Below are 17,613 nucleotides of genomic sequence, written 5' to 3' on the forward strand. Positions count from 1 at the left end.
GTTCAAGCAAGGGTTGCCTTAGTCCGACCGAGGGCTGGTGTGACGCAGCCAGGCGAGCCCCGCCAGCGGGAGGACGAGGGGCAGGAAGCCGTAGCCCTGACCGAAGTGGGACCAGACCGTCTTGTCCGGGAAGAGATCGGTGGCGAGGTAGCTCAAGGTGCCGACCGAGAGGACGCCGAGCAGCTCGACGGTGACCGCGATGCCGGCGACCCGCCAGCCGGTGCTACCGCCCAGCAGCAGGCAGGTGGTCGCGACGAGGTACAGGACGGCGGCGAGCAGCGACAGGGAGTAGGCCAGCGGCGCCTTGTCCGGATCCATGCCGAGCTGGACCGCGGAACGGCCGGTGGCGGCGACGGCGAAGAGGCCGTAGACGAAGACCAGGGCACGCCCCCACCCCTCGGACAGCGCCTGGCTCGGCTGCCGCGACTCAGGCACCGCGGCCTCCCCACACGTCCCACAGCCGCACCTCGAGCCCGGCGACCGTGGCGACGCCCAGCAACAGGATCGTCGTGCCGACCCGGGACCGCTCGGTGAGCGCGAAGAGCGCGGCGACGACCGGGACCAGCAGGTTCGTGACGAGATAGCTGACGAACACCGCGCCCTCGACGTCGCGCTCGGTGCGGGTCAGCGCGATCACGCCCCCGACGAGCTGGACGAGCATGATCACCTCGAGCACCGCGAGGCCGATGAAGTGAGAGTCCTGCGCGGCGCGGTCGCGGACGAGATCGACCACGAGCAGGACGGCGAGCGCGCCGGCGATGACGAGCGCGACGCCGTACAGCCAGGGATTCACGGCGGTCAGCGTAGACCGCCGGGCGTCGGCGAGAATGACCCCCATGCAGCTCGACCACCTCGACCGCCTCATCGTCGGCGTCCTGCTCGAGGACGGCCGGGCCACCTTCGCGCGGATCGGGCAGGCGGTCGGACTGTCCGCTCCCGCGGTCAAGCGCCGCGTCGACCGGCTCGTCGCCTCCGGCGCGATCACCGGCTTCACCGCGCGGGTCGACCCGGCCGTCGCCGGCTGGTCGACGGAGGGCTACGTCTCCATCTACTGCCAGGGCTCGACCACGCCCGGCGAGATCCTCAAGGCCGTGGACAAGCACCCGGAGGTCGTCTCGGCCTCGACCGTGACCGGCGAGGCCGATGCGATCCTGCACATCCTGGCCGCCGACATCCGGCACTTCGAGCAGGTCGTCGAGCGGATCGCGAGCGAGCGGTTCGTCGCGCGGACCCGCAGCGAGCTCGTGCTCTCGCCGCTGGTCCGGCGCGAACAGGGCAGCCTCCCCGACTGACCCCTGGGGGCGGGCGGTGGCGTTGCGGTTTGGTCCCAAACCGCAACATTTCGGCCTGCTCACGTGCGGTCTCTGCCCAATCGCGGACTGGTCTGACCACCCACGCCGTCAACCCGTCCGACGGCGCGCAGCGCAAGAGACCACGGCTGGGCCATCGATCGACGCAATGAATCGCCACCACCGAGCAACGCGCATCCCTCGATCTTGCGCGACAGCGTTCCTAGGCTGTCCGGGTGACCGACATCCCCCGCGCCGACGCCCTCGTCGTCGCCGCCTGGCAGCCGGACGGGCCGCTGCTCGACGTGCCCGCCGCCCTCGTCGCCCTCGACGACACGGCGGCCGCGGCGGCGGCCCGCGGTGCCCGACTGCTGGTGTGTCCCGAGCTGACCCTCACCGGCTACGACATCGCGACGCGGGCCGGCGAGCTCGCCGAGCCGGCCGGCGGGTCGATGGGACGGGCCGTCGCCGACATCGCGCGTCGGCACGCCCTCGCAATCGTCTGGAGCTGGCCCGAGCGCGACGGCGAGCAGGTGCACATCGCGGTGGAGCTGGTGGACCGGGACGGCACGGTGCTGGCCCGGCACCGCAAGACCCACCTCTATGGTCCGGAGGAGGCTTCGGTCTACGTCCCCGGCGACGGGACGCCGGCGATCGGCGAGATCGACGGCTACCGCGTCGGTCTCCTCGTCTGCTACGACATCGAGTTCCCCGAGCAGGTCCGGATGGTCGCGCTGGCCGGCGCCGACCTGCTCGCCTGCCCGACCGCGCTGATGACGCCGTACGACGCCGTCAGCACGCTCCTCGTCCCGGCGCGGGCGTTCGAGAACCAGATGGCCGTCGCCTACGCGAACCGCACCGGCACCGAGCACCGGCTGACCTACCCGGGGCTGAGCTGTGTCGTCGGCCCCGACGGCGTCGACCTCGCCCGCGCCGACGACCGGCCGGGCCTGGTCGTCGCGACCCTGACCTCCGCCGCCCTCGACGAGGCGCGCCGGGTCAACACCCACCTGGCCGACCGCAGGCCCGAGGTCTACGGAGGACTGACCCGATGACGACCGGACAGACCACGCCGGACCCCGCGCACGTCGTACCCGCTCCGGTGACGATGCTCGGTCCCGACTTCCCGTTCGGGTACGACGAGTACCTGGCCCACCCCGCCGGGCTCGGCTCGGTTCCCGCCGAGCACCACGGCCGCGAGGTCGCGATCGTCGGCGGCGGGCTCTCGGGCATGGTCACCGCCTTCGAGCTGATGCGCCTGGGCCTCAAGCCGGTCGTCTACGAGGCGGACCGGATCGGCGGGCGGCTGCGCTCGCAGCCCTTCGGCGGCCCGCACGGCCCGATCGCCGAGCTCGGTGGCATGCGCTTCCCGCTGTCCTCGCGCGCGCTGTTCCACTACCTCGACCACCTCGGACTGCGGACCTCGCCGTTCCCGAACCCGCTGTCCGAGGCTACGCCGAGCACGGTCGTCGAGCTCGGTGGCGAGTCCTTCTACGCCCGCGGGTACGACGACCTGCCGGCCTTCCTCAAGGACGTCGCCGACGCCTGGCACGAGGCGCTCGGGGAGATCGGCTTCGCCGACGCCCAGCGCGCGATCGCCGAACGCGACGTGGCCGCGCTCAAGGAGCTGTGGAACCAGCTCGTCCTCACCCTCGACGAGGAGACCTTCTCCGGATTCCTCGCCAACTCCAAGGCGTTCGGCTCCCGCTCCTTCCGGCACCGCGAGGTGTTCGGCCAGGTCGGCTTCGGCACCGGCGGCTGGGACACCGACTTCCCGAACTCGATGCTCGAGATCCTGCGGGTGATCTTCACCAACGCCGACGAGGACCACCAGCTCGTCCACGGCGGCGCCCAGCAGCTCCCGGTCGGGCTGTGGCGGGACGCGCCGGCGTGCGCGCACTGGCCGGCCGGCACCTCGCTGGAGAGCCTGCACGGCGGTTCGGCGCTGCCCGGCGTGGCCCGGATCGCGCGCGGGGCGGACGAGCGCTTCGAAATCACCGACCGCTGGGGCACCACCCGGTCCTACGACGCCGTCGTGGTCACCTGCCAGGTCTGGCTGCTGTCGGCGCGCATCGACGTCGACGAGTCGCTCTTCTCCCCCGACCTGTGGATGGCGATGGAGCGGACCCACTACATGCAGTCGTCCAAGACCTTCGTGCGGGTGGACCGCCCCTTCTGGAAGGACGTCGACCCGGAGACCGGACGCGACGTGATGAGCATGACGCTCACCGACCGGCTGACCCGGGCGACGTACCTCCTGGAGGACGACGGCGCGGCCTCGATCTGCCTGTCCTACACGTGGAACGACGACGCGCTGAAGTGGCTGGCGCTGCCGATCGAGGAGCGCGTCCGGCTCCAGCTGCACTCGCTGCGCAAGATCTACCCCGGCGTCGACATCGCCTCCCACATCGTCGGGGACCCGATCACCGTGTCGTGGGAGTCCGACCCGAACTTCATGGGTGCCTTCAAGGCCAACCTCCCGGGTCACTACCGCTACCAGCGGCGGCTGTTCTCCCACTTCGTCCAAGACGGCCTCCCGCCGCACCGGCGCGGGATCTTCCTCGCCGGTGACGACATCTCCTGGACCGCGGGCTGGGCCGAGGGCGCCGTCACGACAGCCCTCAATGCCGTGTGGGGTGTCGTGCGTCACTTCGGCGGGACGAGCGCTCCGGGGAACCCCGGTCCGGGCGACCGCTTCGCCGAGCTCGCACCCCTGGCCCTGCCCGACGAGGCGTGAGGACGCATTCCTAGACTGTCGCCGTGCCTCTTCCTTCCCCTGCTGTCGAGGTCGACGGACTGGTGATGAGGTACGGCGACACCGTCGCCGTCGACGCGCTCTCCCTGACCGTCGAGCGGGGCACGATCACGGCCGTGCTCGGCCCCAACGGCGCCGGGAAGACCACCACCCTGGAGACCTGCGAGGGCTACCGCCGCGTGCAGGGCGGCACCGTCCGGGTCCTCGGGCTCGACCCCGTCCGTCAGCGGGCCGAGCTGCTGCCGCGGATCGGCGTGATGCTGCAGTCCGGCGGGGCCTGGAGCGGCGCCCGCGCCGAGGAGATGCTGCGGCACTTCGCGCGCCTGCACGCCCACCCCCAGGACGTCGGGCTGCTCATGGACCGGCTCGCGCTGCACGAGTGCGGCCGGACGCCGTACCGTCGGCTCTCCGGTGGTCAGCAGCAGCGCCTCGGCCTGGCCCTCGCGCTCGTCGGGCGTCCCGAGCTGGTCTTCGTCGACGAGCCGACCGCCGGCATGGACCCCCAGATCCGCCGGGCGGTGTGGGAGCTGCTGGAGGAGCTGCGCGCGGACGGTGTCACCGTCGTGCTGACGACCCACTACCTGGAGGAGGCCGAGCGGCTCGCCGACCGGGTCCACATCCTCGACCGCGGCCGCCTCGTCGCCAGCGGGAGCCCGCTCGAGCTCACCCGCGGCGGCACGGTCGCGACGATCCGGATCGTCGTCACCCAGCCGTTCCCCGAGGGCGCGCCCGAGGCCCTGGTGCGCGAGCTGGGCGACGGGACGGAGCTCACCGTCCTCGACCCGCTGAGCCTGCAGCTGTCCGGCCCCGCCGACAGCACCACGCTCGCCACGGTCGCGGCCTGGTGCGCGGCCCACGACGTGCTCCCCGAGTCGCTGTCCCTGGGCCAGCGCAATCTCGAGGACGTCTTCCTCGAGCTCACCGGCCGTGAGGAGTTCGCATGAGCGCCCGCACCTTCGCCCCGGCGCCCGGCGCCGCGCCCGTCGCCCGCCAGCTCGTCACGCAGGCGGGCATGGAGGCCCGGCTGATGCTGCGCAACGGCGAGCAGCTCCTGCTCGCCGTGGTGATCCCCGTCATCGTGCTCATCGGCGCCGTCCGCGGTGCGGAGAAGGTCGGTCTGGATCTCGACGGCCGCCCGATCGACGTCCTGACGCCGGGGGTGCTCGCCCTCGCGGTGATGTCGACGGCCTTCACGTCCCTCGCCATCGCCACGGGGTTCGAGCGCCGCTACGGCGTCCTCAAGCGCCTGGGCACCGCTCCCCTGTCCCGGGTGACGCTCCTGGGCGGGAAGGTGCTCGCACTGCTCCTGGTCGAGGTGTTCCAGTTCGTCGTCATCGGCGGGGTCGGCCTGGCGCTCGGCTGGTCCGGGCCCGACGGGGCGGGAGGGGTGCTGGCCCTCCTCCTGGCCGCCCTGTGCGGCACCGCCGCGTTCGCCTCCCTCGGGATGCTGCTCGCCGGCTCGCTGCGCGCCGAGGCGACGCTGGCGGCGGCGAACCTGGTCTACCTGCTGCTGCTCGCCGGCGGCGCCGTCATCCTCCCCGCCACCATGTACGGCGGCCTCGGCGACGTCGTGCGCTGGCTGCCCTCGGGCGCGCTCGGGGAGGCCGTCCGCTCCGCCTGCGACGGCGCCGTCGCCGTGCGCGACCTGCTCGTGCTCGTGGCCTGGACCGGCCTCGGCTCCGCCCTGACCGCTCGAACCTTCACGTGGGAGTGACCGTGACCGCCGTGACAAGGCGCTGGCTCGTCGGGTTCGCCTGGGCGAACCTCGTCGCCAACATCGGGATCGTCGTGACGGGCGGTGCCGTCCGCCTGACCGGATCGGGGCTCGGCTGCCCCACCTGGCCGCGCTGCAGCGACGAGTCGTACGTGCCGCACGGAGAGCTCGGCCTGCACGGCGCGATCGAGTTCGGCAACCGGCTGCTGACCTTCGCGGTGGGGGCCATCGCGATCGCCGCGTTCGTCGCGGCCTGGCGCAGCCGCGACCGGCGCGCGCGCCTGCTCGCCCTCCTCATCGGTCTCTACATCCCGGCACAGGCGGTCATCGGCGGCATCACCGTGCTCACCGACCTCAACCCCTGGGTCGTCTCGTTCCACTTCCTGTCGTCGATGGTCATCATCGGCCTGTGCGTCATGCTGCTCGACCACCTGCTCGCCGGACCCCGGATGGCGGCCGGCCAGCGCACCCGGGGTCTGGCGTGGGCGGTGTTCGCCCTCGGCTGGGTGGTCCTCTACCTCGGCACGGTCGTCACCGGCTCCGGCCCGCACTCCGGCGACCTGGACTCCAAGCGCACGGGGCTCGACCCGCAGGTCATGTCGCACGTCCACGCCTGGGCGGTCTACGTCCTCGTCGCGGCGACGGTGGCCGTCCTGGTCGTCGCACGGCGGACCGGCCGTCCGCTGCTGCAGTCGGCCGCCGGCGCGCTCCTCGCACTGGAGCTGGCCCAGGGTGTCGTGGGCTTCTGGCAGTACTTCGCCGACCTGCCCGAGCTCCTGGTCGCGACCCACATGCTCGGCGCCGCACTCACGTCGGCGGCGATCACCTGGGTGGTGCTGGCCGCTCGGGCCCGCACGGACGCGGCCTGATCGGCCTCAACCGGCAGCCGGCGTCGCCACGTCGAGCACCCAGGTGACGCCGAAGCGGTCGGTCAGCATCCCGAAGCCGGCGCTCCACGCCGAGGCCGCGAGGGGCTCGACGACCCGGGCCCCGACAGCGAGCCGCTCCCAGTACGCCGCGACCTCCTCGAGCGTCTCCCCGCTCAACGAGACGAAGAACGGCTGATCGGTGAGAGTCATGCCGTCCATCCGCCGCGTGGACACGGGAGCGGCCTCGGTGAGCCCCGGGACGTCGTACGCCATCAGCCGGACGCCGTTGTCCGCCTCGAGGGCGCCGAACACGATCCGGTCGGCGCCGGCGCTCTCGGCGGGCTGGCCCAGGTCGGCGTAGGTCGTCGTGGTGATCCGGCCTCCGAACACGTCGCGATAGAAGGCCAGCGCCGCACGGGCGGTGCCGGGCAGGTTGAGATGGGTCGTGATGGTGAGGGTCACCGGGTCGCTCCTTGGTGTCGGTTCCGCTGCGGGCACTCGCCCGTGACCACGACTCTGGCGCCCATGGCGGACGACTGCTGTCCGCTACCCCGAGCAGAATGAGCGCATGTCCGGAGCCTCCCAGCGCAGCCTCACGCTCCTGTCCCTGCTCCAGGCACGTCGCCACTGGCCGGGGCAGGTGCTCGCCGAGCGGCTCGGGGTGACGACCCGGACCGTACGTCGCGACGTGGACCGACTGCGCGTCATGGGCTACCGGATCACGGCCGCCAAGGGTCCGGACGGCGGCTACCGGCTGGCCGCGGGCGCGGATCTACCACCGCTGCTCTTCGACGACGAGCAGGCCGTGGCCCTCGCCGTGGCCCTGCAGAACGCCGCTTCGAGCGGCGTGGCGATCGAGGATGCCGCACAGCGCGCACTCGCCACCGTTCGGCAGGTGCTGCCGTCACGGCTGCGGCACCGGGTCGACGGCGTACGGTTCGCCAGCACGCCGGGCCCCGAGCCCGTGGATCCGGAGGTGCTCCACGCCGTGAGCCGGGCTGTCGGCGAGCGGACGACCCTGCGCTTCGACTACGGTTCGGGCCCCGCCGACGCACCGGCCCGGCGTGCCGAGCCCCATGAACTGGTCGCCCGCAACGGACGGTGGTACGTCATCGCGTGGGACCTCGACCGCGGGGACTGGCGGACCTTCCGGCTCGACCGCATGCTGCCGCGCGTACCCACCGGCCCGCGGTTCGCTCCCCGCGCGATCCCCCTGGGCGACGCGGCCGCCTTCCTCGCGGCCCGTGCCCGGGGCGCCGGCGGCGACGGCGCCTGGCCCTGCGTCGGGCAGGTCGTGCTCGACCTGCCCGCGACGGCGGTGGTCCCGTGGGTGCGCGACGGACAGGTCGAGCCCGAGACCGACGGATCGTGTCTGGTCACCCTGGGCTCGTGGTCGTGGGCCGGCCTGCTCGCGGAGGTCGTCCGCTTCGACGCGTCCTTCCGTGTCGTCGGCCCGGCCCCGCTGGCCGTCGCCGCCTCCGCACTCGCCCGGCGGCTCGGCGCCGCACCGTGACGACGCGCGTCAACGGAGCGGCCGATCAGTGGAGCAGCGGGTCAGTGGAGCAGCGGGTCGATCGCGACGGCGACGAAGAGGAGGCTGAGATAGAGGTTCGAGGAGTGGAACAGCCGCATCGGCTGGAGCACGCTGAGCTCGTCGGAGGTCCGGGCGCGACGGTGCAGGCCGTGGGCCTGGACCAGGAAGACCGCGCCGAGGACGCCGGCCACGATCGGGTAGAGCGGACCGGTGTCGGCGACGGGCCACAGGAGCAGCGACGTGGCGACCATGACCCAGCTGTAGACGACGATCTGCAGCGCCACCGTGCGGGCCGGCTTGACCACCGGGAGCATCGGGACGTCGACCTGCGCGTAGTCCTCGCGATAGCGCAGCGCCAGCGCCCAGGTGTGCGGCGGCGTCCAGAAGAACACCACGGCGAAGAGCACGACCGGCACCCAGGACAGCTCACCGGTCACCGCCGTCCAGCCGATGAGCGCGGGGAAGCAGCCGGCGATGCCGCCCCAGACGATGTTCTGGGTCGTGCGCCGCTTGAGCAGCATCGTGTAGACGAAGACGTAGAACGCGTTGGCGCTGACCGAGAGGATCGCCGAGAGCGGGTTGACCCAGACCGCGAGGATCACGGTCGACAGGATGCCCAGGACCATGCCGAAGACGAGCGCCGCGGCCGGCGTGACGATGTGGCGCGGCAGCGCCCGGCGACGGGTACGACGCATCTGCTCGTCGATGTCGCGGTCGTAGACGCAATTGAAGACCGAGGCCGAGCCGGCGGAGAGCGTGCCGCCGACGACGGTGGCGAGGACCAGCCCGAGCGGAGGCACCCCGCGGGCGGCGAAGAACATCACCGGGACCGTCGTGAGGAGCAGCAGCTCGATGACGCGCGGCTTGGTGAGGCCGACGTACGCCATCACCACGTCGCGGAAGGTCGCCTTCTGCCGTCCTTCGTCGTCAGCCAGCAGATCGCGGCTGGTCGGGTCGACGTAGGTCACGGAAGTCCTCGCAAACAGGAGTAGAAGCGCTCTGAGTGTAGCCCGACGGCGTCTTCCGGAAGAAAGCGGACACCCGCGATCCCCCCTGTGGGAAGAATCTCGCAGGTGGCGACGCGGCCGGGCCGTGGCCGCCCCACGCGGATGTCTGTCTCCCACGTGCTCTCGGTAGGCTCGGAACCATGATCCCGGAGCTCGAGTGGACCGACCTCGACCGCAAGGCAGTTGACACCGCCCGCGTCCTCGCGATGGACGCCGTCCAGAAGGTCGGCAACGGCCACCCGGGCACCGCGATGAGCCTGGCGCCGGCGGCATACCTGCTGTTCCAGAAGGTCATGCGCCACGACCCCGCCGACCCGGACTGGATGGCGCGCGACCGCTTCGTCCTCTCCTGCGGACACTCCTCGATCACCCTCTACACCCAGCTCTTCCTCGGCGGATTCGGCCTCGAGCTCGCCGACCTCGAGGCACTGCGCACGTGGGGCAGCAAGACCCCCGGCCACCCCGAGTTCGGCCACACCTCCGGCGTCGAGGTCACCACCGGCCCCCTGGGCCAGGGCGTCGCCAACGCGGTCGGCATGGCGATGGCCGCGCGCCGCGAGCGGGGCCTGCTCGACCCCGGGGCCGGCGACGGCCCCTCGCTCTTCGACCACCACGTCTACGTGCTCGCCTCCGACGGCGACCTCGAGGAGGGCGTGAGCGGTGAGGCGTCGTCCATCGCGGGCACCCAGGAGCTGGGCAACCTCACCGTCATCTACGACGCCAACCGGATCTCGATCGAGGGTGACACCCACATCGCGTTCAACGAGGACGTCGCGAAGCGCTATGAGGCGTACGGCTGGCACGTCCAGACGGTCGACTGGACCGGCACCGACCACAACGACCTCGCCAACTACGAGGAGGACGTCCCGGCCCTGCACGCGGCGATCGCCGCGGCCGACGAGGTCACCGACCGCCCGTCGCTGATCGTCCTCAAGACGGTCATCGCCTGGCCGGCCCCGAACGCGCAGAACACCGAGGCCGCCCACGGCTCGGCCCTCGGCGCCGACGAGGTCGCCGCGACCAAGAAGATCCTGGGCTTCGACCCCGACAAGTCCTTCGAGGTCCCCAGTGACGTCCTCGCCCACACCCGCGACCTGATCGCGCGCGGCAAGGCCGCCGCCGCGGCGTGGCAGAAGGAGCTCGACGCCTGGGCCGCGGCCAACCCCGAGGGTGCCGCCCTGCTGCACCGGATGCGCGAGCGGGCCCTTCCCGACGGCATCGAGGGCGTGCTCCCGGTGTTCGAGCCCGACGCCAAGGGCGTCGCGACCCGCGCCGCCTCCGGCAAGGTGATCAACGCCGTCGCCGCCGTCATGCCCGAGCTGTGGGGCGGCTCGGCCGACCTCGCCGGCTCCAACAACACCACGATCAAGGACGCGCCGTCCTTCCTCCCGCTCGACCGCTCGGTCGCGGAGTGGAAGGGCGACCCCTACCAGGGGCGCGTCCTCCACTTCGGCATCCGCGAGCACGGCATGGGCGCGATCATGAACGGCATCGCCGTCCACGGCGGCACCCGCGTCTTCGGCGGCACGTTCCTCACGTTCTCCGACTACATGCGCGGCGCGGTCCGGGTCGGCGCGCTGATGAAGGCGCCGGTCGTCTACGTGTGGACGCACGACTCCATCGGCCTCGGCGAGGACGGTCCCACGCACCAGCCGATCGAGCACCTCGCGGCACTGCGCGCGATCCCGGGGCTCGACATCGTCCGACCCGCCGACGCCAACGAGACCGCTGCCGCCTGGCTCCAGGTCCTGCGCAACAGCGACCGCCCGGCCGGCCTCATCCTGAGCCGCCAGAACGTCCCGACCTTCCCTCGCGGCACCGACGGCTACGCGACCACCGACAACGTCGCCAAGGGCGGCTACGTCCTGCTCGACGCCGAGGGCGGCCAGCCCGACGTCGTCCTCCTGGCGACCGGCTCCGAGGTCCAGTACGCCGTCGCCGCCCGCGAGAGGCTCGCCGCCGAGGGCGTGGGCGCCCGGGTCGTCTCTCTGCCCTGCCTGGAGTGGTTCGAGGCACAGACCCAGGCCTACCGCGACCAGGTCATCCCACCCACGGTCAAGGCGCGCGTCTCGGTCGAGGCCGGCGTCAAGCAGGGCTGGCGCGAGTACGTCGGCGACGCGGGCCGCATCGTCAGCATCGACCACTACGGGGCCAGCGCCGACGCGGGCACCCTGTTCCGCGAGTTCGGCTTCACTCCCGAGGCGGTCGTCCAGGCGGCCCGCGAGAGCATGGCGGCCGCCGCACGCGACTGAACGGCACACCCACCGCAGCAGGAGGAACTGATGACTGATCGACTGAAGGCCCTCGCTGACGCGGGGGTGTCCATCTGGCTCGACGACCTGTCCCGCGAGCGGATCGAGACCGGCAACCTCGCCGAGCTCGTCCAGGAGCGCTCGGTCGTGGGCGTCACGACCAACCCGACGATCTTCGCGGGGGCGATCGCCGACGGCGAGCGGTACGACGCGCAGGTGCGCCAGCTCGTCGCCGACGGTGCCGACGTGGATCAGGTGATCTTCGCGCTCACCACCGACGACGTGCGCAACGCGTGCGACGTGCTCGCGCCCGTCGCCGCCGCGCACCACGCCGACGGCCGGGTCTCGATCGAGGTGGAGCCGACCCTGGCCAACGACACCGACGCCACCATCGCCTCCGCGAAGGCACTCTGGGCAGCGGTCGACCGGCCCAACGCCCTGATCAAGATCCCGGCCACCCTCGAGGGCCTGCCGGCGATCACGGCCGCGATCGCGGCAGGCATCAGCGTCAACGTGACCCTGATCTTCTCCGTCGAGCGCTACCGGGCCGTCATGGACGCCTACCTCGCCGGGCTCGAGCAGGCGCGGGACGCCGGGATCGACCTGGCCACCATCCAGTCGGTCGCCTCCTTCTTCGTCTCCCGCGTCGACACCGAGATCGACGCCCGACTCGACAAGATCGGGACCGAGGAAGCGCTCGCGCTGCGCGGCCGCGCGGCCGTCGCCAACGCCCGACTCGCCTACGCGGCCTTCGAGGAGGTCACCGCCTCCCCCCGCTGGCTGGCCCTCGCCGACGCGGGCGCCCACCCCCAGCGGCCGCTGTGGGCGTCGACCGGCGTCAAGAACCCGGCGTACCCCGACACGCTCTACGTCACCGACCTGGTCGTCGGCGGCACCGTCAACACGATGCCGGAGAAGACGCTGCAGGCGTTCGCCGACCACGGCGAGGTCAAGGGTGACCAGGTCACCGGTCGGGCCGGCGAGGCCCAGGCGGTCTTCGACCAGCTGGCGGCGGTCGGGGTCGATCTCGACGACGTCTTCCGGGTGCTGGAGACCGAGGGCGTCGACAAGTTCAAGGCCTCCTGGACCGAGCTGGTCGCGACGGTCCAGGCGCAGATGGACAAGGCCAAGGACTGACCGTGGCGGCGGCTCCCGTCGACCCGACCACGACTGAGGCCTGGGGCCGGCTCACCGAGCTCGCCTCCGGCTTCCGTCCGGACCTGCGCCGGAGCCTGGCCGACGCGGAATGGGTGACCCGCTCGACGGTGCAGGCGGGCGACCTGCGCGTCGACCTGTCCAAGAACCTGGTCACCCCGGAGATCTGGAAGCAGCTGCAGGCGCTGGCCGCCGAGGTCGGTCTTCCCGCTCGCCGCGACGCCATGTTCCGCGGCGAGCACATCAACGTCACCGAGGACCGGGCGGTCCTGCACACCGCGCTGCGCCGCGCCGCCGGGTCTCGCCTCGACGTCGGCGGGACCGACGTGGTCGAGGAGGTCCGGGCCGTCCTGCGCCGGGTCTACGCCTTCGCCGACGACGTCCGCTCCGGCGCGTGGCGCGGGTCCACCGGCCTGCCGATCCGCACGGTGGTCAACATCGGCATCGGCGGGTCCGACCTCGGTCCGGTGATGGCCTACGAGGCGCTGCGTCCCTATGTCCAACACGGCCTCGAATGCCGTTTCGTGAGCAACGTCGACCCCACCGACGCCGCGCAGAAGCTCACCGGACTCGATCCCGCCACCACGCTGTTCATCGTCTCGAGCAAGACCTTCGGGACGCTGGAGACCCTGACCAACGCCCGCCTGTGCCGCCGCTGGCTGCTCGACGGGCTCGGGACGGGCGACGAGGCGGTCTCGCGCCACTTCGTCGCGGTGTCCACGGCGCTCGACAAGGTCGAGGAGTTCGGCATCGACCCGGCCAACGCCTTCGGTTTCTGGGACTGGGTCGGCGGCCGCTACTCCGTGGATTCGGCGATCGGGACCTCCCTGGCCGTCGCCATCGGGCCCGAGCGCTTCGAGGAGTTCCTCGGCGGCTTCCGCGCCGTCGACGACCACTTCCTCACCGCACCGCTGGAGCGCAACGTGCCGGCGCTGATGGGACTGCTCAACGTCTGGTACGCCAACTTCCTCGGCGCCCAGTCGCACGCGGTGCTCCCCTACGCGCAGTCGCTGCACCGGTTCCCGGCGTACCTCCAGCAGCTCACCATGGAGTCCAACGGCAAGAGCGTGCGCTGGGACGGCTCGTCGGTCACGACCGACACCGGCGAGGTGTTCTGGGGCGAGCCCGGCACCAACGGTCAGCACGCGTTCTACCAGCTCCTCCACCAGGGCACCCGCCTGATCCCCGCGGACTTCATCGCCTTCGCGAACCCGGCGTACCCCCTCGAGGACGGCGACACCGACGTCCACGAGCTCCTGCTCGCCAACTTCCTCGCCCAGACCAAGGCGCTCGCGTTCGGCAAGACGGCCGAGGAGGTGCGCGCCGAGGGCATCCCGGAGGAGACGGTGGCGGCCCGGGTGTTCTCCGGCAACCGGCCGACGACCTCGATCCTGGCGCCGGCGCTGACGCCGTCGGTGCTCGGACAGCTGATCGCCCTCTACGAGCACATCACCTTCACCCAGGGCGTCGTGTGGGGCATCGACAGCTTCGACCAGTGGGGCGTGGAGCTCGGCAAGCAGCTGGCGGTGCAGATCACGCCCGCCCTCGCCGGTGACGCCGACGTCCTGGCCGCGCAGGATCCGTCGACCCGCGCGATGATCGACTACTACCGGGAGCAGCGCACACGATGACCGAGACGTCCCAGCCCCTCATCGAGGTCCATGACGACGCCGCCGCGCTCGCGACGGCGGTCGCCGGCGAGCTCCTCAACCGGCTCGCGGACGCCCAGGCCGCTGGCCAGGTCCCCCACGTCGGGCTCACCGGTGGCACGATCGCCGACGCGATCCACCGCGAGATCGCCCGCCTGGCCCCGGCCTCCGGCGTCGACTGGGGCGCGGTCGTGCTGTGGTTCGGCGACGAGCGCTTCGTCCCCGCCGACTCCCCCGACCGCAACATCACCCAGGCGCGCACGGCGTTCCTCGACGAGGTCGGTGCCTTCCGCGTCCACACCGCGCCCTCGTCTTCCGAGGTCGGCTCCGCCGAGGAGGCCGCGGCGTCGTACGCCGACACGATCCGGACCCAGGGTGGCAGCCATCTCGACATCCTCATGCTCGGCATCGGCCCCGACGGTCACGTGGCCTCGCTCTTCCCGGGCCACCCGGGGCTCGACGCTGCGGGCGTCGATGCCATCGCCGTGCACGAGTCCCCCAAGCCGCCGCCCGACCGGGTGAGCCTGACCTTCGAGGCCCTCAACCGCGCTCAGGCCGTGTGGTTCCTGGTGAGCGGCGAGGCCAAGGCCGACGCCGTACGCCGGGCCCTGGCCGAGGTGGCGCCCGCCGACGCGGCGGCCGCGCTCCGAGAGACCCCCGCCCGCGGGGTGACCGGGCGCACCGAGACGACCTGGTTCCTCGACGCCGCGGCAGCCTCTCTGATCTAGCCCGACCCGGCGCATCTGAACGTCCTGTGACCGCCGACCCGGCGCGTTTGAACACGACGGGTCGGTTGATTCACGCTCCCGTCCACAGGCCGCGCGCGCCCGAGTTTGAGTAGCGGGTCGGCCGGGGCAATCCCGGGCCCATGGATCTCATGCAGCTCGCCGGCCTCCCGTTCCTTCCCGACTCCTTCCCGCTTCCGCTCGACCGTCCCTTCACCTATCAGCTCGCCCGCGCCCAAGGTCTCCGTCAGCGGGAGCTGACGTGGCTGACCGCGGAGGGATTCCTGCGGCGCCCCATCAAGAGTGTGTACGTCGACAGCCGACTGCCCGACACCATCGACCTGCGCTGCGCCTGCCTGCGGCTGGTGGTGCCACCGGACGCCGTCGTCTGCGACCGGCACGCCGGCTGGCTCGCGGGCGCGACCATGGTGCTCCAACCCGGAGAGCACCTGGCACTCGCCCCGATCTCGATGTACCTGCCGACCGGCCGGCGGCTGCGCAACGATCTCGCCGACAGCGGCGAGCGCAGTCTTCGTCCCGAGGACGTGATGGAGATCGGCGGGCTGGCGGTCACGACGCCCCTGCGCACCGCGTGGGACCTCGGCCGCAACCGCTGGATCGAACGCTCGCTGGCCGCTGTCGACCAGATGCTTCGGCTCGGGGCGTTCTCGCCCGCCGAGCTCGCCGCCGGGCTCCCGCGGTTCAAGGGGATGCGATGGGTGAGCGTACTGCGGGTCGTCGTCCCCCTGGCGGACGGGCGTGCGGAGTCGCCACCGGAGTCGGTCCTCCGGCTCCGGTGGATCGAGGCGAACGTGCCCGCGCCGACCCCGCAGCTCGACGTATGGGCGCAGGGACGATTCCTGGCGAGGCTCGACCTCGGGAACCCGGAGCTCCGCTTCGGCGCGGAGTACGACGGCGACGAGTGGCACAGCACTCCGGAGCAGATCGCGCACGACCGGGTGCGACGGGCCGCCGTACTCGACGAGGGAGGCTTCCACGTCGTCGCGCTCCGCAAGGAGCAGGTGTTCGGACCCGCTCAGTGTGCGGAGCGACTGATCCGGGAGGGCGCTGCCGAGGCTCGACGGCGCTTCGGGTCGCTCTGAGACATCGACCCGGCGCGTTCAAACACGCCGGGTCGGCGCTCTCAGGACGTTCAGATGCGCCGGGTCGGTCAGAAGATGATCTCGCCGGACTTCCGGCGCGAGCGGAGCAGCTGGATCGCCTCGTCGAGGATGACCTCGGCCTCTTTGTCGGAGCGGCGCTCCTTCACGTAGGCGAGGTGGGTCTTGTAGGGCTCGATCTTCGGCGCCGGCGGGGCGTTCTCGGAGTCGAGGCCCGCGGGCAGGCCGCACTTCGGGCAGTCCCACGAGTCGGGGACGGACGCCTCGACCGAGAAGGTGATCACTGAGCGGTGGTCGTTCGCACAGAAGTACGTGACCGCCTGACGGGGAGCCGCCTCGCCGCGCTCGGCCTCTCCCATCGGACCCGCACCGACGCGACTACCGCGGATCGCGTTCCCACCACCAGCCAACGGATTCTCTCCTCAAGCCCTCGGACGCCCCGGCTCCGCCGGGTGCGGTTGCAAGACGGTCTGTGCTGTCAGTTCTGATAGGCGAGCAGGAGGCCCAGCGCGATCACGCAGGCGAACCAGATCACGCCGACCCCGACCGTGAAGCGGTCGAGGTTGCGCTCGGCGACCGAGGACCCGCCGAGCGAGCTCGACACGCCGCCGCCGAACATGTCCGAGAGGCCACCGCCCCGACCCTTGTGCAGCAGCACGAGCAGGATGAGGATCAGGCTCGTGATCACGAGCAGCACAGTCAGAAGCGTCGACACGCGAGGAATCCTACGTCAGACCTGGTGCTAGGACAGCACCGGCATGTCGTAGAACCGGCAGATTCCGCCGAACTCGTCGACCTCGAGGCTCGCGCCGCCGACGAGCGCGCCGTCGACGTCGGGCTTGGCCATGATCCCGGCGACGTTGGCCGCCTTCACCGAGCCGCCGTAGAGGATGCGTACGGCGTCGGCGGCCTCGTCGCCGTACGACTCCCGGACCTGGCCCCGGATGGCGGCACAGACCTCCTGGGCGTCCTCCGGCGTGGCGACCTCGCCGGTGCCGATCGCCCACACCGGCTCGTAGGCGATGACGAGGCCGGCGACCTGCTTCTTCGAGAGTCCGGCGAGCGAGCCCTCGACCTGCGCCATGGTGAAGGGGACGTGCTCGCCGGCCTGGCGTACGTCGAGCCCCTCGCCCACGCACACGATGGGCGTGATCTTCTCGCCCAGGGCCGCCTTGGCCTTGGCGTTGACGATCGCGTCGGTCTCGGCGTGGTACTGGCGCCGCTCGGAGTGCCCCACCACGACATAGGCGCAGCCGAGCTTGGCCAGCATCGCCGCCGAGATCTCCCCGGTGTAGGCGCCGGCGGCGTGCTGGGACACGTCCTGCGCGCCGTACCGGATCGAGAGCCGGTCGCCGTCGATCAGGGTCTGGACGGAGCGGATGTCGGTGAACGGCGGGATCACCGCGACCTCGACCTTGCCGTAGTCGTGCCGCTTGTCCGACAGGGTCCATGCGAGCTTCTGCACGAGGACCACGGCCTCGGCGTGGTTGAGGTTCATCTTCCAGTTCCCCGCCATCAGCGGGGTGCGTCCAGCAGCGGCCAT

The 17,613-nt window shown here is 71.9% G+C and carries 19 protein-coding genes; 12 read left to right on the forward strand and 7 right to left on the reverse strand.

Annotated elements, in window-relative coordinates; genetic code table 11:
* Positions 1-18 precede the first annotated feature (18 nt).
* The gene (locus tag ACPZVR_RS11600; protein WP_436699740.1) at positions 19-435 is read right to left on the reverse strand and encodes a hypothetical protein; all 417 of its coding nucleotides are present in this window, start codon (positions 433-435) and stop codon (positions 19-21) included.
* The gene (locus ACPZVR_RS11605) at positions 428-793 is read right to left on the reverse strand and encodes a hypothetical protein (RefSeq protein ID WP_436699741.1); all 366 of its coding nucleotides are present in this window, start codon (positions 791-793) and stop codon (positions 428-430) included. Before ACPZVR_RS11605 ends, ACPZVR_RS11600 begins: the two co-directional genes overlap by 8 nt.
* A 43-nt stretch (positions 794-836) precedes the next feature.
* Between ACPZVR_RS11605 and ACPZVR_RS11610 the strand changes: the two genes are divergently transcribed.
* The 6 genes from ACPZVR_RS11610 (at position 837) to ACPZVR_RS11635 (ending at position 6,627) form a co-directional block, all read left to right on the forward strand.
* Complete coding sequence (locus ACPZVR_RS11610; protein ID WP_436699742.1) at positions 837-1,292, forward strand: Lrp/AsnC family transcriptional regulator; 456 nt, start codon at positions 837-839, stop codon at positions 1,290-1,292.
* A 233-nt stretch (positions 1,293-1,525) separates the two neighbouring features.
* Entirely contained in the window at positions 1,526-2,344 is an 819-nt protein-coding gene (locus ACPZVR_RS11615; protein ID WP_436699743.1) for a carbon-nitrogen hydrolase family protein, read from the forward strand.
* Complete coding sequence (locus ACPZVR_RS11620) at positions 2,341-4,026, forward strand: flavin monoamine oxidase family protein (protein WP_436699744.1); 1,686 nt, start codon at positions 2,341-2,343, stop codon at positions 4,024-4,026. The genes ACPZVR_RS11615 and ACPZVR_RS11620 overlap by 4 nt, the downstream gene beginning before the upstream one ends.
* A 23-nt stretch (positions 4,027-4,049) precedes the next feature.
* Positions 4,050-4,988: an ABC transporter ATP-binding protein gene (locus tag ACPZVR_RS11625; RefSeq protein ID WP_436699745.1), complete on the forward strand. Its 939-nt coding sequence runs from the start codon at positions 4,050-4,052 to the stop codon at positions 4,986-4,988.
* Positions 4,985-5,758 carry an ABC transporter permease gene (locus tag ACPZVR_RS11630; RefSeq protein ID WP_436699746.1) on the forward strand — a complete coding sequence of 258 codons (774 nt, stop codon included), beginning with the start codon at positions 4,985-4,987 and terminating at the stop codon, positions 5,756-5,758. Before ACPZVR_RS11625 ends, ACPZVR_RS11630 begins: the two co-directional genes overlap by 4 nt.
* Positions 5,759-5,760: 2 nt before the next feature.
* The gene (locus ACPZVR_RS11635) at positions 5,761-6,627 is read left to right on the forward strand and encodes a COX15/CtaA family protein (RefSeq protein WP_436699747.1); all 867 of its coding nucleotides are present in this window, start codon (positions 5,761-5,763) and stop codon (positions 6,625-6,627) included.
* Positions 6,628-6,633: 6 nt separating this feature from the next.
* On the opposite strand, the gene ACPZVR_RS11640 is transcribed toward ACPZVR_RS11635, so the two are convergent.
* Positions 6,634-7,089, reverse strand: coding sequence for a VOC family protein (locus ACPZVR_RS11640; protein ID WP_436699748.1), 456 nt, complete (start codon positions 7,087-7,089; stop codon positions 6,634-6,636).
* Between the two features lie 106 nt (positions 7,090-7,195).
* On the opposite strand from ACPZVR_RS11640, the gene ACPZVR_RS11645 reads away from it, so the two are divergent.
* On the forward strand, positions 7,196-8,140 hold the full coding sequence (locus tag ACPZVR_RS11645; RefSeq protein ID WP_436699749.1) for a helix-turn-helix transcriptional regulator: 945 nt from the start codon (positions 7,196-7,198) through the stop codon (positions 8,138-8,140).
* A 41-nt stretch (positions 8,141-8,181) separates the two neighbouring features.
* On the opposite strand, the gene ACPZVR_RS11650 is transcribed toward ACPZVR_RS11645, so the two are convergent.
* On the reverse strand, positions 8,182-9,099 hold the full coding sequence (locus ACPZVR_RS11650; protein ID WP_436699930.1) for a heme o synthase: 918 nt from the start codon (positions 9,097-9,099) through the stop codon (positions 8,182-8,184).
* A gap of 209 nt (positions 9,100-9,308) precedes the next feature.
* Here ACPZVR_RS11650 and tkt point away from each other — a divergent pair, with 209 nt between their 5' ends.
* The 5 genes from tkt (at position 9,309) to ACPZVR_RS11675 (ending at position 16,052) form a co-directional block, all read left to right on the forward strand.
* Entirely contained in the window at positions 9,309-11,420 is a 2,112-nt protein-coding gene (gene tkt, locus ACPZVR_RS11655; protein ID WP_436699750.1) for a transketolase, read from the forward strand.
* A 30-nt stretch (positions 11,421-11,450) separates the two neighbouring features.
* Entirely contained in the window at positions 11,451-12,557 is a 1,107-nt protein-coding gene (gene tal / locus ACPZVR_RS11660) for a transaldolase (protein ID WP_436699751.1), read from the forward strand.
* 2 nt (positions 12,558-12,559) lie between these two features.
* Complete coding sequence (pgi, locus tag ACPZVR_RS11665; RefSeq protein ID WP_436699752.1) at positions 12,560-14,206, forward strand: glucose-6-phosphate isomerase; 1,647 nt, start codon at positions 12,560-12,562, stop codon at positions 14,204-14,206.
* Positions 14,203-14,952, forward strand: a complete 750-nt coding sequence (gene pgl / locus ACPZVR_RS11670; RefSeq protein WP_436699753.1) for a 6-phosphogluconolactonase — start codon at positions 14,203-14,205, stop codon at positions 14,950-14,952. Before pgi ends, pgl begins: the two co-directional genes overlap by 4 nt.
* Before the next feature lie 140 nt (positions 14,953-15,092).
* Positions 15,093-16,052 (forward strand): type IV toxin-antitoxin system AbiEi family antitoxin, encoded by a 960-nt coding sequence (locus ACPZVR_RS11675; protein WP_436699754.1) that lies wholly within the window; start codon positions 15,093-15,095, stop codon positions 16,050-16,052.
* A 68-nt stretch (positions 16,053-16,120) separates the two neighbouring features.
* Here the strand turns inward: ACPZVR_RS11675 and ACPZVR_RS11680 are convergent, their stop codons facing one another.
* The 3 genes from ACPZVR_RS11680 to tpiA all read right to left on the reverse strand — a co-directional run bounded on the left by ACPZVR_RS11680 (position 16,121) and on the right by tpiA (position 17,613).
* Positions 16,121-16,480 carry an RNA polymerase-binding protein RbpA gene (locus ACPZVR_RS11680; RefSeq protein WP_141007576.1) on the reverse strand — a complete coding sequence of 120 codons (360 nt, stop codon included), beginning with the start codon at positions 16,478-16,480 and terminating at the stop codon, positions 16,121-16,123.
* Between the two features lie 68 nt (positions 16,481-16,548).
* Entirely contained in the window at positions 16,549-16,785 is a 237-nt protein-coding gene (gene secG / locus ACPZVR_RS11685) for a preprotein translocase subunit SecG (protein WP_436699755.1), read from the reverse strand.
* A gap of 27 nt (positions 16,786-16,812) precedes the next feature.
* A complete protein-coding gene (gene tpiA, locus ACPZVR_RS11690) occupies positions 16,813-17,613 on the reverse strand; it encodes a triose-phosphate isomerase (RefSeq protein WP_436699756.1) in 801 nt (266 codons plus the stop codon).

The sequence above is a fragment of the Nocardioides segetis genome, from assembly GCF_051390595.1.
Taxonomy (GTDB): Bacteria; Actinomycetota; Actinomycetes; order Propionibacteriales; family Nocardioidaceae; genus Nocardioides.

Coding starts and splice junctions, on each gene's coding strand:
- ACPZVR_RS11610 (WP_436699742.1), top strand. CDS start 837: ATGCAGCTCGACCACCTCGACCGCCTCATCGTCGGCGTCCTGCTCGAG.
- ACPZVR_RS11620 (WP_436699744.1), top strand. CDS start 2,341: ATGACGACCGGACAGACCACGCCGGACCCCGCGCACGTCGTACCCGCT.
- ACPZVR_RS11630 (WP_436699746.1), top strand. CDS start 4,985: ATGAGCGCCCGCACCTTCGCCCCGGCGCCCGGCGCCGCGCCCGTCGCC.
- ACPZVR_RS11645 (WP_436699749.1), top strand. CDS start 7,196: ATGTCCGGAGCCTCCCAGCGCAGCCTCACGCTCCTGTCCCTGCTCCAG.
- tkt (WP_436699750.1), top strand. CDS start 9,309: ATGATCCCGGAGCTCGAGTGGACCGACCTCGACCGCAAGGCAGTTGAC.
- tal (WP_436699751.1), top strand. CDS start 11,451: ATGACTGATCGACTGAAGGCCCTCGCTGACGCGGGGGTGTCCATCTGG.
- pgl (WP_436699753.1), top strand. CDS start 14,203: ATGACCGAGACGTCCCAGCCCCTCATCGAGGTCCATGACGACGCCGCC.
- ACPZVR_RS11675 (WP_436699754.1), top strand. CDS start 15,093: ATGGATCTCATGCAGCTCGCCGGCCTCCCGTTCCTTCCCGACTCCTTC.
- tpiA (WP_436699756.1), bottom strand. CDS start 17,613: ATGGCCGCTGCTGGACGCACCCCGCTGATGGCGGGGAACTGGAAGATG.